Origin of the sequence: Flavilitoribacter nigricans DSM 23189 = NBRC 102662 (assembly GCF_002646595.1) — a bacterium.
Classification (GTDB): Bacteria; Bacteroidota; Bacteroidia; order Chitinophagales; family Saprospiraceae; genus Flavilitoribacter; species Flavilitoribacter nigricans.
On the sequence record NZ_PDUD01000029.1, the window covers coordinates 34,470 to 51,170 of the forward strand.

13 protein-coding genes are annotated in these 16,701 nt (G+C 51.1%); 9 read left to right on the top strand and 4 right to left on the bottom strand.

The genetic code is table 11. The features are described from left to right. Nucleotides 1–161: 161 nt before the first annotated feature. Nucleotides 162–1,415, bottom strand: coding sequence for a M56 family metallopeptidase (locus CRP01_RS24610; RefSeq protein ID WP_099152773.1), 1,254 nt, complete (start codon nt 1,413–1,415; stop codon nt 162–164). Beyond that, nucleotides 1,412–1,783 carry a BlaI/MecI/CopY family transcriptional regulator gene (locus CRP01_RS24615; RefSeq protein WP_099152774.1) on the bottom strand — a complete coding sequence of 124 codons (372 nt, stop codon included), beginning with the start codon at nt 1,781–1,783 and terminating at the stop codon, nt 1,412–1,414. Before CRP01_RS24615 ends, CRP01_RS24610 begins: the two co-directional genes overlap by 4 nt. Before the next feature lie 188 nt (nt 1,784–1,971). On the opposite strand from CRP01_RS24615, the gene CRP01_RS24620 reads away from it, so the two are divergent. From CRP01_RS24620 to CRP01_RS24650, 7 genes are all read left to right on the top strand, one after another. Further along, nucleotides 1,972–3,363, top strand: coding sequence for a hypothetical protein (locus CRP01_RS24620; protein WP_099152775.1), 1,392 nt, complete (start codon nt 1,972–1,974; stop codon nt 3,361–3,363). 396 nt (nt 3,364–3,759) lie between these two features. After that, the gene (locus CRP01_RS24625) at nt 3,760–4,539 is read left to right on the top strand and encodes an alpha/beta hydrolase (RefSeq protein ID WP_170110526.1); all 780 of its coding nucleotides are present in this window, start codon (nt 3,760–3,762) and stop codon (nt 4,537–4,539) included. A gap of 81 nt (nt 4,540–4,620) precedes the next feature. Further along, nucleotides 4,621–6,417, top strand: coding sequence for an SLC13 family permease (locus CRP01_RS24630; RefSeq protein ID WP_099152777.1), 1,797 nt, complete (start codon nt 4,621–4,623; stop codon nt 6,415–6,417). 48 nt (nt 6,418–6,465) lie between these two features. Further along, the gene (gene uxaC / locus CRP01_RS24635) at nt 6,466–7,905 is read left to right on the top strand and encodes a glucuronate isomerase (protein WP_099152778.1); all 1,440 of its coding nucleotides are present in this window, start codon (nt 6,466–6,468) and stop codon (nt 7,903–7,905) included. A 164-nt stretch (nt 7,906–8,069) separates the two neighbouring features. Next, complete coding sequence (locus CRP01_RS24640; RefSeq protein ID WP_099152779.1) at nt 8,070–9,107, top strand: sugar kinase; 1,038 nt, start codon at nt 8,070–8,072, stop codon at nt 9,105–9,107. 108 nt (nt 9,108–9,215) lie between these two features. Next, a complete protein-coding gene (locus CRP01_RS24645; protein WP_099152780.1) occupies nt 9,216–9,884 on the top strand; it encodes a bifunctional 4-hydroxy-2-oxoglutarate aldolase/2-dehydro-3-deoxy-phosphogluconate aldolase in 669 nt (222 codons plus the stop codon). Beyond that, on the top strand, nt 9,881–10,798 hold the full coding sequence (locus CRP01_RS24650; RefSeq protein WP_099152781.1) for a metallophosphoesterase: 918 nt from the start codon (nt 9,881–9,883) through the stop codon (nt 10,796–10,798). Before CRP01_RS24645 ends, CRP01_RS24650 begins: the two co-directional genes overlap by 4 nt. Nucleotides 10,799–11,069: 271 nt before the next feature. Here CRP01_RS24650 and CRP01_RS24655 read toward each other — a convergent pair whose 3' ends face one another. After that, a complete protein-coding gene (locus tag CRP01_RS24655; RefSeq protein WP_099152782.1) occupies nt 11,070–13,508 on the bottom strand; it encodes an outer membrane beta-barrel family protein in 2,439 nt (812 codons plus the stop codon). Between the two features lie 206 nt (nt 13,509–13,714). Here CRP01_RS24655 and CRP01_RS24660 point away from each other — a divergent pair, with 206 nt between their 5' ends. Together CRP01_RS24660 and CRP01_RS24665 are read left to right on the top strand one after the other, a co-directional pair. Continuing rightward, nucleotides 13,715–14,566 carry a mechanosensitive ion channel family protein gene (locus CRP01_RS24660; RefSeq protein WP_099152783.1) on the top strand — a complete coding sequence of 284 codons (852 nt, stop codon included), beginning with the start codon at nt 13,715–13,717 and terminating at the stop codon, nt 14,564–14,566. Between the two features lie 72 nt (nt 14,567–14,638). Next, complete coding sequence (locus CRP01_RS24665; RefSeq protein ID WP_099152784.1) at nt 14,639–16,039, top strand: TIGR00341 family protein; 1,401 nt, start codon at nt 14,639–14,641, stop codon at nt 16,037–16,039. Between the two features lie 473 nt (nt 16,040–16,512). On the opposite strand, the gene CRP01_RS42440 is transcribed toward CRP01_RS24665, so the two are convergent. Further along, nucleotides 16,513–16,689: a hypothetical protein gene (locus tag CRP01_RS42440; RefSeq protein ID WP_170110527.1), complete on the bottom strand. Its 177-nt coding sequence runs from the start codon at nt 16,687–16,689 to the stop codon at nt 16,513–16,515. Between the last annotated feature and the right edge of the window lie 12 nt (nt 16,690–16,701).

Consider the following 16,701-nt stretch of genomic DNA (forward strand, 5'->3'; position numbering starts at 1 on the left):
TGCACTTATGCCAGGAAAATAAAAATTGCAATTTCAATCGCAATGGCAAATTCAATGGCCAAAATCAGGCAAAAGGTGAACGATGCGTATAAAGCTGCCTCTACCTTGATCTTGCAATTGAGATTGACATTGTGATTGGAAAGATGGTATAACTGAACCGCCTACCCCTCCGGGCCGGGTTTTCTTCCGGGCTTAAAATTTTTAAGTTTTGCCTCATAATACTCCGTAGAATACAGATTGACCTGAAAAACATGCTTCCCGTAATTCCTGGCGTTTTTTAGCAGGCGGCTCTGCAGATATACTGCGACTTCTTCCGACTTCATATTTTCCAGACGGCTATTGTCGATACGGGCACCATCCAGCCATACACCGTATTTTTTCGGGTCGGTCCATTCCCGGAGCTGGGCATCGGTAGGCGGATTTTTTTTGAAGCTATGATTGGGTGGTGGTGGCGGCGGTTCGGGCAGAGCGGCTTCATTGCCGACCTGAGATCGCTCCGACTCGACCGGTGGTGGAGGCGGTGGTTTAGTCGTATCTTTTTGCTGCGCATGCACGCTTACACTCAGGCCCAAAAATAAAAGCAACAGGGTCGTTACGGCCAGGGATTTCCCGGCCAGAATACGCCACTTAGGGTCATTTCGGTACATCATCAGGAGTCGTTTTTTGGTTAAAGAAAAATTTAAGGCACTCACCACGCTTTCCGGTTGTTGACCACCTATTTGTCCCAGCAACAGTCGCTGGTAGTGATGCCGGTCCGGATATTTGACCAGCGTATGTTGATCCGCCAGGAATTCGTGGTTTATTTTTAGCGCTTTCCGGTACAGGTACAGCAGAGGCTGCCACCAGAAAAAAGCGATCAGGATTTCAATGAAAATGATATCCCAGGAGTGTCGCTGGCGCAGGTGGCTCCGTTCGTGCTCCAGAATTTCTGCTCCCAGCTGTCCGGACCGGTATTGCTGCCGGTTGACGAATATGTATCCTAGGAAAGAATAAGGGCTGACCGGAGTATCCAACAGTACCAGCGTGCCTCCGGGCAGGGATAGATTGGGATTGCTGCGCACCAATCCCAACAGCCCCCAAACACTCTTTCCCAAACGGATTAGCCTTACGATAACCACCGCCAGGTAGATGCCGATCACGAGTAGTAGGAATGGCGATTCTCCGGCGACGGAAGCTTCTACCGGATCGAGATTTGGTACGGAATAATGCTCCATTAAATTTGTAGCTCCCAGACCGGTTGCGGTGGCCGGTATTTGAAATTCCAGGTCAACGAAAGGGATGATCAGTGCGGCCAGCAGGCTCCCCAGCAGGAAGAAACGATTGAACCCAAAGCTGGATAACGGATACAGTACCAGCCGGTATACCGTCCAAAGCACCAGCAGGCAGACCGTAAATTCCAGTACGTAGCCGATCATTCCTCCCGGTTTTTCAACTGCTGGTCAATGATCTCCCGGAGCGTCTCCAGTTCTTTCTGGGACATTTCGGCGGATTCGGCAAAAAAAGAAGCGAACTCCGTGGGAGAACCATCGAAGTAATTGCTGATCATCTCCCCCAGTTGCTTTTTGAAATAGACTGCTTTATTCACCAGCGGATAATATTCCCGGACACTCCCCCGCTTTTCGTAGCTGATAAATCCCTTATCGGTCATTCGCTTCAACAGGGTGGCCACAGTAGTGGGAGCCGGTTTCGGTTCCGGGTAGGCTTCGAGGATATCTTTCATATAAGCCCGCTTCATTTTCCAGAGCAGTTGCATCAATTTTTTTTCGGCTTTGGATAACTCCATTTCTATAACATTCGATTTATTTCTACAAATGTAGAATATTCAGAACAAAAAGTCAAGCGGTATGATCCGGGGAAGTTGATCCGACATTCGAAAAAATTGATAATTTTGGCTGCGCAATACCAAAAGCTGATCTTCTTCCGATCCGGTTTTTAATCGGACCATGATTCAGGCAACATAAATTACGCTCTATGAACTGGCGAACGCTAGTATCCAGGCTGGCTTCCGGCTTAAAAACCTCTTTGGCCGGAGAATCGGGTAAGCTCCGCCTTGCCCAACTGTTTATTGTCGTTAGTGCTTTGGTGGAACTGGGCATGTTGAGTTTCCTGAAAGGTACCTTTGATGCGTACACCAGCTCCTTTTTGATGTTACTGAGCGGTCTGGCGGTAGGTTTTGCTTTTCTGTACCTGTTCTACGGAAAAAAATATGCTTTACCTTCGCTATCTCCCGGCGGGCGGCCCGGATGGCAAAAGATTCTGCTATCCGCTACTTTCCTGATCGGTTTTGTGATCGCGGCCATACTGATCCAAAAGGAATTCGATCAGTTCGTCATTGAAGATTTCTATACGGTTACGGACGGCTCCGACGTAATCCCGCAGATCGGCATCCTCGTTGACCGGTTTCTATCCGGAGAATTTCCCTACCGCTGGATCTATGCGGACGATTGGGGTTTTAATCATCACCTCTTCCCCACTTATCTGCCGCTTACCTGGATGCCCTTTATCATTCCGGACCTGCTCGGCCTCGACTACCGCTGGTTCGCCTTTTTCGTACTGGCTGCTTCCTTTGCGGCCTGCAGTTATTACTTCGTTCGAAGAAGCACAGACCTTCTAAGCGCCTTATTCCTCACGGCGCTACCCTTTATTTTTCTGATCGCTTTAATTGTGTGGGATCACGAAGGCATGTTCAGTTACGCCGTCGAGACGCAGGTGGTGGGATTTTACTTATTCCTGAGTCTGGCCCTAATGTCCAGGTCCAATTGGCTGCGGGCGGTCAGTATGCTGTTGTGTCTGCTTTCCAGGTACGCGCTGGTGCTATGGATCCCGCTTTTTCTGGTGGTGGTACTCATCCGGGAGCCCCGAAAAAATGCATTCCTTATAGCCGGATTACTGGGGCTGGGGGTGGCGATCATCTACGGCCTGCCATTTTTAAGTCAGGACTGGACCATCTTCCAACAGGGCTACGATTACCACACCACGGCCGCTTTTGCATCCTGGGAACTCCAGCCCTGGCAGCAGCCCGACGAACGGCCTTTTGCCCTGTATAAAGGCCTGGGATTTGGCTGGTGGTTTTACGAACACCTGAGTGGCACCCTGGTGGAGAAAGTTAATGCCTACCGGCAGTTTCACGCGGCGGTAAGTCTCGGTATCGTATTGTTATCCGGAGTGTTTTTCTGGCTGAAGAAAGAAGAGATGGATTATCGGATCTTTCTGCTGGGTTCTTTTAAGATTTACCTGGTCATTTTTTACAACTTCATCCAGATCCCCTTTGGTTATATCTACATGGTACCGATCATTCTATCGCTGCCCATCATCGGTATCAGCCTGCTTTCCCGGCCGGCGACACAGCTGGAAAGATCCTAATTGAGGAAATAAATTATTTAGAAAGAGAAACCGAAAGGGGTAAAAAAAGCAAAGGGTGCAGACCAGCTACACCCTTCCTTACTAACAAACAAAACCAACTAAAAACCAATTAATCTTTACTGAGGTTATAGTAAATGTGAATAAATCCTTAATCGCCATATAAACGTTTCGGGTAATCAGAACGCTGTCTTTAACCCACACGAAAATGATAGAATTTTTTCATAATATAGTAAAATAACCGTATTTACTATCAAAAAAGTCCGCAATTAAACCAATCAGATGTCAGGGTCATTCCTATTGATTTCCATCATTTTAACGCTTCCGCTGGGTCTTTCGCTTTTGCCCAGAGGCAACGTTCTGCACGAAATTCTCCACCTGCCAAAATTTTGGCTAAGATTGTCGCGAATTGATACCAGTGGCATGCAATCCGAAAAGATCCGCTACGGCCGGCACTTCCGGCAATACCTGCTCTACGTACCTCCGCCCGATCAGGCTCCACCGACCGATAAGATCATTGTTTACTTTCACGGCGGCGGCTGGAAATTCGGTAAACCCGAACAATTTAAAGCCAGTATCAAAAGCTTTCATGATGCCGGATATCCGGTAATTCTCCCCTCCCTGCGCCGCACGCCCTACTACAATTACTTCGATATGCGGGAAGACCTCAACCAGATCCTGCTCCGGGTGCTGGAACTCCGGGAAGGGACCGGCAGGGACGAACAGCAGATCGTGCTGGGAGGTATGTCCGCCGGTGGGAATCTGGCCGCCCTGCTCTGTTTTGATCACCAGCAACTTACTCAAATATCGGTTTCCCCACGGATCTTTGCCGGCCTGCTGGCCCTCGGTGCGCCCCTCAATCTGGACCACATGCAGGACAACCTGGTTCTCCGTGCTTTTGCGGGCAGTAAGGGCAGTGAACAGTTCCGCCTTGCCAATCCGCTGGAACATATCCGGAAACATAATCCCGATACGCCCGTATTCTGTGTACACGGGGAGTGCGACGGGATGGTCCCCTACCAAAGCGCCGTCACCTTCGTCGAAACATTTGAAGGCATTCAACCGGAAAAAATACAGTTTGTTTCTTCTGAGACCGGCACTCACCTGGAGGCGGCATCCTGGGGTCATGCAGATGACAGCCTGAAAAGAGAAATTTTATCCTGGCTAAAAAATTTGTAGGGTAATATTACCTTTGCCCCACTTTGTACGCCAAGGAATTGTCCTGATCAGATAGCCACGAAACCACCAACCATCACACGAATGGGATACGAAGCGATTGCAACACTGGGAGTGATCACTATTGCCATTATTCTTTTTGCTACCGAGTGGTTATCCATCGACCTCGTCGCTATGCTGATCATGACCCTCCTGATCCTTTTGGGAGTGGTCAGCCCCGAAGAGGGGGTTTCCGGTTTTAGCAACAGCGCTACGCTCACGGTGGCTTTTATGTTTGTACTCAGTGCCGCCCTGCTAAAGACCGGAGCCCTGCAGTTTCTCGCGCACCGGCTTTCGGGTATTTTCCGCTACCACTACCGGCTGGGCGTGATGATCATGATGCTGCTGATCGCGGTCATTTCCGCGTTTGTGAATAATACGCCGGTGGTTGCCGTCTTTATTCCGGTGGTGATTCAGATCGCCCACGCCTCGGGCGTCTCTCCGACCAAATTACTGATCCCGCTCTCTTTCGCCTCTATTTTTGGTGGCACCTGTACCCTGATCGGTACGTCTACGAATATGCTGGTCAGCGGGATCGCCGAAAACCAGGGGCTGCCGGCTTTTACCGTCTTTCAGATGGCCCCGGTCGGGCTGATCCTGCTGGCGGCCGGTATCATCTTTATGGCCTGTATCGGTCTGCGGCTGCTACCCGATCGCCGGCAGGAAGGCGACCTGAAGGAAAAATTCGGCATGCGCGATTACCTGACCGAGATCGAACTCTTATCCGGTGCGGTATCCGTCGGGAAAAGGATCATGGATTCGCCACTGGTACAGGAACTGGAAATGGATATCATCCAGGTGCGCCGCTCGGGAAGCATCTTTACGCTCCCAGCCGGTGACTTCCGGCTGCAGGCCGGCGATATCCTGAAGATCCGGTGCAACGTGGACAAGATCAAAAACCTCAAGGACCGGGCCAAGATCCAGATCAGTTCCCCGATGAAGATGGCGGACGAACAGCTCAACGGAGACAATTCGGCCCTCGTTGAACTGGTGATCACCGCCAATTCCGAATTTGACCGGAAAACCCTGCGGGAACTCGATTTTCGCCGCCGGTTCCGTGCCATCCCGCTGGCCATCCGCCACCGCGAGGAGATCCTGCACGAACAGCTCTACAAACTGGAACTGAAAGCCGGCGATGTGATCCTGGCGGAAGTCAAAAAGCACTATGTCAAGGAATTAAAGAAATTGGAAGCCGAACAGGATGCACCTTTTGTACTTTTGTCCGAAGACTATTTGACCGATTTCCACGAGAAGCGCTTTTATATGGTACTTGGTATTATTTTTGCCGTGATCATTTCGGCTACCGCCGGTTGGGTATCGATCATGACCGGTACGATGCTGGGTGTGATCGCCCTGGTGTTGAGCAAGACCCTCAATATGAAAGAGGTGTACGAAGCCATCAACTGGAAGATCATCTTCTTGCTGGCGGGTGCACTCAGTCTGGGTATTGCCATGCACAACAGCGGCCTGGACAAAACCATAGCCAACGGTATGGTCGATCATCTCGGGCAATGGGGGCCGATAGCGGTACTATCGGGTCTGTATCTGACCACTTCCCTGCTCACCGAGATCATGTCCAATAACGCTACGGCGGCCCTGCTGGCTCCCATCGCCATCACGGCGGCGGAAAATATGGACGTCCAGCCTACCCCCTTTCTGATGGCGGTCACTTTTGCGGCCTCTTCGAGCTTTTCAACTCCGATCGGCTACCAGACCAATACCATGGTCTACAGCGCCGGACAATATAAATTTCGCGATTTTCTGAAAGTCGGGATCTTTCTAAACCTTTTGTTCTGGATCCTGGCGAGCTTACTAATTCCTCAGTTCTTTTCATTCATCTAAAGAGATAAGGGTAAACCAGAACGCCTGCGTCTTTTGAAAAAAAATGTTATGCCACACCAGACCCAAGTTGACTCACAAGTCGATACGTTTCTGAACGAAAACTTTTTGCTGTCTAACGAGACGGCAAGAGAGCTATACCATAACTACGCTGCCGATCTTCCTATCATCGATTATCACTGCCATCTCCCTCCCGATGAGATTGCCAGCGATAAGCAGTTTTCCAATATCACCAGCGTATGGTTGAACGGAGACCACTACAAATGGCGGGCCATGCGTACGAACGGCATTTCGGAAAAATTCATCACCGGATCGGCCAGCGACGAGGAAAAATTCCAGAAATGGGCGGAAACCGTTCCCTACACCATGCGGAATCCTTTGTACCATTGGACGCACCTGGAATTAAAACGCTATTTCGGCGTGGATGAGCTCCTGGACGGAAACTCCGCCAAAGCGATCTACGATCATTGTTCAACCTTGTTGAATTCCCCGGACTACAGCGTCCGCAGTCTGCTCGGCATGATGAAAGTGGAGATCGTTTGTACCACGGACGACCCGCTGGACGACCTGTCCGAGCACGCGGCGATCAAGGAGGATAACTGCCCCGTCATGGTGATCCCCGCCTTCCGGCCGGATAAAGCCATTCTGATCCAGGCGGATATCTTTCCGGACTATATTCGCAAACTCAGCGATCTGACCAATGTGGATACCGAAAGTTTTGCCGGACTGGTAGCCGCACTGGCCAAACGCGCGGAATACTTCCACAACCGCGGCTGCCGCCTGGCGGATCACGGCCTGGAACAGATCTACGCTGCCGACTACAGCGAGGCCGATCTGGATGCCATCCTCAAAAGAAGACTCAGCGGCGAAAAACTGTTCGACGGTGAAGCCCTGCTTTTCCAGTCGGCCGTCCTGTTCGAACTGGGACGCCTGTACCACAGCCTCGGCTGGACCCAGCAGTACCATCTCGGTGCCCTGCGCAACAACAACCGCCGCATGCTGGCGGAACTGGGCCCGGATACCGGCTTCGACAGTATCGGCGATTTCAGTCAGGCCCGGTCGCTTTCCCGCTTCCTGAACAATCTCGATGCCAACGACCAACTGGCAAAAACCATCCTGTACAATCTCAACCCACGGGATAACGAAGTAATGGCTACCATGATCGGTAACTACAATGACGGTACCGTTGCGGGTAAGATGCAGTTCGGATCGGCCTGGTGGTTCCTCGATCAACTCGACGGCATGGAAAAACAAATGAACGCCCTCTCCAATATGGGACTGCTCAGTCGCTTCGTCGGTATGCTGACGGATAGCCGGAGCTTCCTATCCTTCCCCCGTCACGAATACTTCCGCCGACTGTTGTGCGATATGTTCGGCCGCGACGTGGAAAACGGATTATTGCCCAATGATACGGCCTGGATCGGCAAGATCATCAGCGATATTTCCTACTACAATGCCAAAAACTATTTCGGTTTCGGCGAGCAAAGCTAAAATGGTGCCGATTGGTGATTGATGCATGGTAAATGATAAAAAATGAATCGTGCTTTTTAGACGGGCACCGGTACTTTGTTCCCGCATTTACCAGGCTTCAATGATCAGTTGAAAGCCCTTATTCATCACTTATCTTGCATGATAAATTTAACTGAACTATACCTATGAAAAAAGTTGTAACCTTCGGAGAAATTATGCTCCGTTTGACCCCTCCCGGATTCCAGCGCTTTTCCCAGGCAAACGTATTTGACGTGGTGTACGGAGGAGGAGAAAGCAACGTAGCTGTTTCTTTAGCCAATTACGGCATCCCCACTGAATTCGTTACCCGCCTACCCAAGAACGACATCGGAGACTGCGCGCTGATGGCCATGCGCAAGTACGGCGTAGGCACTCAACATATTGCCCGCGGCGGAGAGCGTCTGGGTATTTACTTCCTGGAAATGGGTGCCGTCAGTCGCGGCAGTAAAGTGATCTACGATCGCGCGCATTCTGCGATCTCCACCATTTCCAAAGGGAGTATCGACTGGGAAGAGGTTTTCCAGGACGCCCAGTGGTTCCACTGGACGGGGATCACTCCGGCTATTTCCCAGGCAGCTGCCGATGTTTGTCTCGAAGCCATCCAGGCCGCCAACCGGCTCGGCGTGACCGTATCTACGGACCTGAATTACCGGAAAAACCTCTGGAAATACGGCAAAGAACCCAATGAGGTCATGCCGGCTCTGGTAGAGGGTTGTGATGTGATCCTGGGTAATGAGGAAGATGCCGAAAAACACTTCGATATTCATCCGGAAGGGGTGGACGTCACCCAGGGCGACACCATCGATGCCCAGGCCTATGTATCCGTAGGTAAGCAACTGATGGCCCGCTTCCCGAGAGCGAAAAAAGTGATCGTTACCCTGCGCGGTTCGATCAGCGCCTCCCACAATACCTGGGCCGGCGTACTGTACAACGGCAAAGAGCTCCTGGAATCCCGCACTTACCAGATCACCCACATCGTGGACCGCGTAGGCGGCGGCGACAGTTTCATGGGCGGCCTGATCTACGGCCTGATCACCTGGCCGGAAGACGACCAGCAGGCACTGGATTTCGCAGTGGCGGCTTCCTGCCTGAAACACACGATCTACGGCGATGCCAACCTGGTAACGGTGGATGAGGTATCCAAGCTGATGAGCGGAGACGCCAGCGGCCGGGTAAGCCGGTAGAATGGGAAACGATGTTGGGATCTGGGGATAGGCCGGAGCCGGCAAAAGCTTTGGTAACGCATATCGCATCAAATCCCAACTCCTCATTGCTTATTTCAAAAAACAGACATGGCAAAATATACCAGATTACAAGTTGCACAGACCATGGCCGATAACGGCATGGTCCCTCTATTTTATCACCCGGACGTAGAACTGGGAAAGCAGGTGCTGAAAGCCTGCTACGATGGCGGTGCCCGTTTGCTGGAATTCACCAATCGCGGTGATTTCGCCCACGAGGTATTTGCCGAACTGAACAAGTATGCGCTCAAGGAATTGCCGGGCATGATGCTGGGCGTTGGCTCCATTGTGGATGCCGGTACCGCGGCACTCTATCTGCAGTTGGGCGCTAATTTTATCGTTAGCCCCATGCTGGTGGATGAGATTGCGGCCGTTTGCAACCGCCGGAAAGTCATGTGGTCTCCCGGATGCGGTACGCTGTCGGAGATCAATCGCGCCCACGAACTGGGTTGCGAAGTGGTCAAACTCTTCCCGGGTTCCAGCTACGGCCCCGGTTTTGTAAAAGCGATCAAAGGTCCCTGCCCCTGGTTGAGCATTATGCCGACCGGCGGCGTTACGCCCGAAGAAGCGAACCTGAGAGGCTGGTTCAATGCGGGCGTTACCTGTGTTGGTATGGGTTCCCAACTGATCAGCAGTGACATCCTGAAAAGCCGGGATTTTGCACTGCTGCAGAAAAATACCGAAGCGGCCCTGGCCCTGATCAAATCCATCCGTGGATGATCCGGCTCGGCTGCATAGCAATAGGCATTTCGATCCTGCTTAGTTCCTGTACGGGTGCCCGGAAGATCCGATCACTGGGTGCCGTGCCGGAACTGGGCATGATCGCCGATTGTCAGTACGCCGATGCGCCTACACGCGGCGTGCGGCATTACCAGCTATCTCCGGAAAAACTGCGGGCCTGTATCGCAGATTTCAATACGCTGGAACTTTCCCATATTTTCCATCTGGGTGATTTTATTGATATCGGAGGGATGGAGAGCGTAAATACCGTGATGCCCATTCTGCAAAGCGCCCGTGCGCCCCATACGCTCGTACTCGGAAATCACGATTTCGAGTTCCCGGATGAGCTGAAACCGGACGTTCCGAAGATCCTGGGACTATCCGACCGATACTTTTCCCTAAAAATGGACCATTGGCGATTTATCGTTGTGGATGGCAATGATGTGAGTCTCTACGCCTGGCCGGAAGGAAGCACCGCCCACCAGGAGGCAAAAAAGATCTACGATACGCAGTATCCGGGACGGCCCACCTACAACGGTGCCCTGGGTGAAGCCCAGATGAGCTGGCTGCAGGGGGAGTTACAAAAAGCGGAAAAGGCCGGAGAAAAGGTTATTCTATTCTGCCACTTCCCGCTCCTGCCGGTGGATAATCACGTACTCTGGAACTCGGAGGAAGTGGTCGAGCTGATCAGTCAGTATGACTGCGTTAAGGCCTGGATGAACGGGCACAATCACGCGGGCGGCTACGTGGAATATAAAGGCATTCACTTCCTGACTTTCAAAGGGATGGTTGATACCGAGGAAAATTCCTACGCCACGATGGAACTGCGGGAAAATACCATCATCATTCACGGCCGGGGACGCGAACCGGACCGTACGCTTCCCATTAAGCTTAGGGCAGTTCCGTCTGAATAATTCCCGTTTTTTCAATCGTAATATCAATTGCAATAGCATGGGAAAGGACAGCTTGCTGCTTCAATTTGACTTTTACGCTTGATTTTGAGTGATTGAAATTGCTATTGCTACAAAAAAAAAGGGGTGAGCAATGATTAGTGAATGGATCCCGAAGATCCCTTCACCCTTCATTACTCACCTATACACACACAAAACCTAATTATCTTTTTTGGGGCCTGGATAGTGCCGGTATAATGGCAATATCCAGGCCTTTGGTTTATTTACTAGTGGCTTAATTCTGCTTTACCCGTGACTGCTCGTCATCCGTAGCCGTGTTACGGCGGCGTGCGGGTTTCACTTCCGAATTACCGAAGCTGTAGTTGAAGGTCAAATTGATCCGGCGGCTCTCATTCTTGTTCACAAGATCCAGGTTCAGGTCCGCCTGGCGGATACGCGCCTCGAACTGCCGGGTATTGAAAATATCATTGACGTTCAGACTGATCTTACCCTTTCCGTCCAGAATGGTCTTATTCAGACCGAAATCAATACTGTACTGCGGACGTCCCTGGAAGATGCTGTAGATGAAAGCCGACTGGTAATATCCCGTAAGCTCCGCTTTAAAATCTCCCGGAAGGTTGAAGTTATTCGCTACGTAGAAATTGTAGGAAAACTGATCACTGTCCAGTTCACCGTCCATAAAGGGCGAGCGGTAGCTGTTCTGGTATCCGGTCACACTGAGTCGCAGCGTATACCATTCACTGAGGGTAAAGGGAGCCGACAGGTTCAGGCTGATGTTGTCGAAGTTGGCCAGGTTCCGGTAAGTCTGGAACGTAGCCTGGCTCTCGTTATCCTGTTCCAGTACCTCCGTCATTGCGTCTTTGGTATGGCTGTAACTCAGGCTGGCGACAAAGCGGTTATTCAGGCTGTAGTTGATGCTGTAGGAATCCGTATACTGCGGTTGCAGGAAGGGATTACCTTTTCCGAAGGTGAACTGATCCAGGAAGAAAATAAAGGGGTTCAGATCCTGGTAGGAAGGACGGTCGATCCGGCGACTGTAAGCGTAGCTCAGATTGTGGGCCTTACCAACGGAGTGAGACAGACTCACACTCGGGAATAGATCCAGATAATCGCGTTTCACCCGTTCGTCCAGGGTCACGGACATACCGTCCGAGATGGTGTATTCCGAACGCAGGCCCAGTTGCAGCATCAGCCCTTTGAACTGGTGACTGAAATTGGCGTAGGCCGCGTGGATGGTCTCTTCGTACTGGAACTGGTTGGTGCGGCTGTCGTCGATCACCCAGTCACCATCTTCCTGTTTTTGGAATTCGATGCCGTTGTCCGTGCTGACGATACTACTCTTGGCTCCCAGTTCGATCTTGGTCTTTTCTCCGATCGGCTGGGTATAATCCACCTTGGCCGCCTTGATGCTCACGTCCGAGAAGTTGTTGGCCTGCAACAGATTAGGCGCTGCAACTTCTTCCTGATTGTCGTTGAGGAAATAATTGAAATAATCGGAATTGCTGCCATTGATAAAATCCGAGTAGTCAATATCCACGGTCAGTTCCTTGCCATTATCGTCAAAGGCGTGCTTGAAATTGATGTTGTAAGTATAGTTATCCCAGTTGTCCTTGTGGTAACTGCCGGCATCGATCAGGGAATAATCCCAGGGGCTGGGGCCCGAAATGGCGGTGGAGTTGTTCCCTTTCTGTTTCCAGGTGCCGAAGCGTCCGTTAAACAGGGCGCCGATGGTCGTTTTTTCTCCGAGGAACCAGTCCCAGCCCAGTTGCACCCGATGGCTGCCGTACTCCCGGATGGAGTGGTTGAACTGGTCGAAGGAAGTCAGTCCGCCGTCGTAAGGGACCGTCCGGTCAATGTCGAGGTCCTGGAAACTGCGGTTGAAATAATAATCGTAGTTGCCATAGAGATTATAGTCTTTCTGGCGATAGTTGAAGCGCAGTCCGCCGTTGGCCTTGGGGAAAGATCCCACCCCGCCGCCTACCCGCAGGTTGGCGTTAAATCCGAGGTTCTTATCTTTTTTCATCTGAATATTGATGATCCCGGCGTTCCCGGACGCATCGTATTTGGCGGAGGGGTTGAGCATGATCTCGATCCGCTCGATGGCATCCGCCGGGGTGCTTTCCAGCATCCGCACCACTTCCTCGTTCGACAGATAACTCTGTTTGCCGTTGATCAGGATCAGTACGCCCTGCTTACCTTTCAGGCTGATGTTGTTGTTCTGGTCCAGCACTACCCCCGGCGCTTTGGACAGTAGTTCCAGCGCATTGTTACCCGCCGCAACGGGGCTACTTTCCACGTTGACGACCAGTTTGTCCGCCCGCAATTCAATGAACGGCTTCTGCGCGGAAACGACTACTTCCGACAACTGCGCCGCGTCGGTATTCAACTGCAGCGTGGGCAGGCGAAATTTTGGGTTGGCGGCATTCAATTCGATAACGGCACTGAACACCGGTTTGTAACCGATCAGATTGGCCTGAATGAGGTACTGGCCGCTGGCCAGGTCTTCAAATGCAAAGTAACCGGTAGAGTCGGTGATGGCGCCCTTGATGAGGCTGCTGTCCGACGGTTGTAAGAGCAGCACATTGGCAAAGTCTACCGCTTCCGAGCGTTCGTTCTGAACGAAGCCGTCCACAATAGCTTTGCCGTTGGATTGTGCCGACAGTTGGGTGAAAACTAACAAGAGTACATACAGTAGGGTGATCTCCTTTTTCATAATTACAGTCTAAGATTTCGTGTGATTGATTTTGTAGAGGAGACGGGTGGCCATAAGGAGATGTTACAGATAAATCGGCAAGTCCGACGAAAAGGCCCATATCTTCGATGAATGAATGGCCATGGTGGACAGAAAAATGAAAATAAAGCGCACCGCACTTACCAATTTTTCGTCGGCGCGTTTATTTTTACGCCAAATTGAAACCTATGCAACTGGATCCGGAATATTTACCTATAGTTTATGCGATCGGGATTATAATTATCACTTTTATAGTCTCTTACGTATTCAACAGAGTCTTCAGGCGCTTCATCCTGAAGTCCTCGCTGATCCTGAAGAACGACCCCACCAATTACCAGTTCCTGCGGCACGCCGTTACCGCCGTGATCTACACCATCGGTATCGGTATGGCGATCTTCCAGATCGATTCGCTGAAAGCCGTAGCCGGCTCCCTGCTGGCCGGTGCGGGTATTCTGGCGGTGGCGGTTGGTTTTGCCTCCCAGCACGCCTTGAGCAATGTGATCAGCGGTCTGTTCATCATCCTGTTCAAACCCTACCGGATCAACGACCGGATCACGGTGAAAGACACCATGTCGGGTGTCGTGGAAGATATTACCCTGCGCCATACGGTGATCCGGGATTTCCAGAATAAACGCATCGTTATTCCCAATTCGGTGATCAGTAATGAGACCATTGTGAATGCAGACATGACCGACGAAAAGGTCTGTCGGTTTGTGGAGATCGGTATCAGTTACGATTCCGATTTCAAACGGGCGAAAGAGATCCTGCGGGAAGAGGCCATGAAGCACCCGCTGCATATCGACAATCGCACCGAAGAAGCCATTGCTGAAGGTAAAGACGAAATTGTGGTGCGGGTGGTCAGTTTCGGTGATTCTTCCGTCAATCTACGGGCCTGGGTCTGGGCCAGCGATCAAGCCAAGGGCTTTGAGATGCACTGTGATCTCCTGGAAAGCATTAAAGAACGCTTTGATGCCGAAGGGATTGAGATCCCATTCCCCTACCGGACCCTGGTTTTTAAAAATAGTATGCCAAATAACTAGTGATTTCCTTATGTTTGGAATTATTTCATCATTTGAGTTGCCGGGCAACTGGAATGCTAACTACTCCCACACATGACCCAGAGAAAAGTAACCTTAGGACCGCTGCTGAGATATTTGCGCATTTTCCTGAAGGATCGTTTCAATCTGGAGGAAGATAAAGCTTCCGAAAAAGCGACGATCGAGGATATTAAAAGAGGGGTTGTTTTCCGGGGAGCCAACCTCTGGATCCTGATCTTTGCCATAATGGTCGCTTCGGTCGGTCTGAACGTGAACAGCCCGGCGGTCATCATCGGGGCCATGTTGATCTCCCCCCTGATGGGTCCCATCATGGGGATCGGCCTGGGCGTGGGCATCAACGATTTCGAACTGATCATTAAGGCCTTCCGCAACCTCGCCATCGCTGCGGGTATCAGTGTACTTACGTCCGCACTTTACTTCTGGATCTCTCCGCTGAACGACGCGCAGTCCGAGCTCCTGGCCCGGACCACCCCTACCCTGTGGGACGTCCTTATCGCCCTGTTCGGCGGTTTGTCGGGTATCGTGGCCGGTAGCCGGAAGGAGAAAAGCAACGCCATTCCGGGAGTAGCCATTGCCACGGCCCTGATGCCGCCCCTATGTACGGCCGGTTTCGGTCTGGCTACCGGGCAGTGGAATTATTTCTTCGGTGCCTTTTACCTCTTCTTCATCAATAGCGTTTTCATCAGCTTTTCCACTTATCTGATCGTTCGCCTGCTGGGTTACAAATCCAAAGAATTTGTGGACGAAAAACGCGAGCGAACGGTTAAGCGCTACATTTATATCCTGGTCATTCTCACCGTTATTCCGAGTATCTATACGGCCTATAATGTGGTCACGCGCAGCATCTTCGAACAAAATGCGAACCTGTTCGTCAGCCGCGAGCTGCAGTTCGATAATTGCCAGGTGATCAATAAGCACTACCATTTTGACAACGAGCAGAACCGCATCGAGGTCACTCTGTTCGGCCAGCCGGTCCCTCCCGAAGAGATCCAGCGCGTGGAAGCCAAGATGGCCGAGTATCACCTGGGGAATGCCAACCTGCTCGTTCGTCAGGGCTACACGGCGGAAGAAGGCATAGACCTTGCCACCGTCGAACAGATGAACCAGCAGATGCGCACCGGCATCATTGAAGAACTTTACAAAAAGAATGAGGAAGCCCTGCGCGGCAAGGACGCCCAGATCAAATTACTGGAAGCAGAGATCCTGCGCATGCGGGCCAAGGAGATGCCGATCGTGGACCTCGCTCAGGAAGCAAAGGCCATCAACAAGAACATCCGCGAACTGAGCGTGGTGGAATCCATCGTATCCAATATCCAGGACAGCCTGACTTACGATACGGTCTATCTGGCGTACGCAAAATTTGCCTGGCGTCCGCGCCGGGTAGAAAGGGAGCAGATCGAAGAGTGGCTGAAGGCGCGCACGAAGGCTGCATCCATAAAGCTGGTGATCAACTAGCTTGGAATACACCGATATGCGGACACTCCATCTGTCATCTCATTGTAAAAAATTGGGATTGCGGAGGACTGCAGTAGCTACGACCGTTTCTTGATCCCCGCATTTATGCTGCGAAAACCGCTAGTCGGGTGGGTACAGCAAAGGGGAAGAAAATTCACCTTATTTGCCTAAATCTCAATTTTTTAAGATACATTTATGTCAAATTTAGGTTTGGGTAACTTCCTAAAAGCTAAATTTGTATCAGAGCCCAATATAATCTTAGACCATAAAATTAACTCAGTACCTATTACCAAGGTCTGGTTGAAAGCAAGAACTGCAGCTATCTGGAGTTCGCAGTGACTTGCTATTCGCGATTTCTCCGCAGGACGGAAAAATCCCAGATGTTGATTATTTTCTGCAGGAAGGGGATCACTGAGTTTTACTACCCTGAAACATTCAGCGTAGTCGGTTTATAAGATCAACGGGTTTTGAGCTTACGTGTCATCCTGTAAGCCGGTAGGCATGCTTTCTTCCAATTCTCCTGCATGCTGAAAACTGCCATTCTCGCAGATCTTACTCAATTTTTTTCTCGTGTCATGGTTTTGGGCCAGAGCCCAATACTTTCCTAAAATCCAATCTTTGAAAGAGGTAAAAGCTTTAGACGCTTTCATAGTTTAAAACTG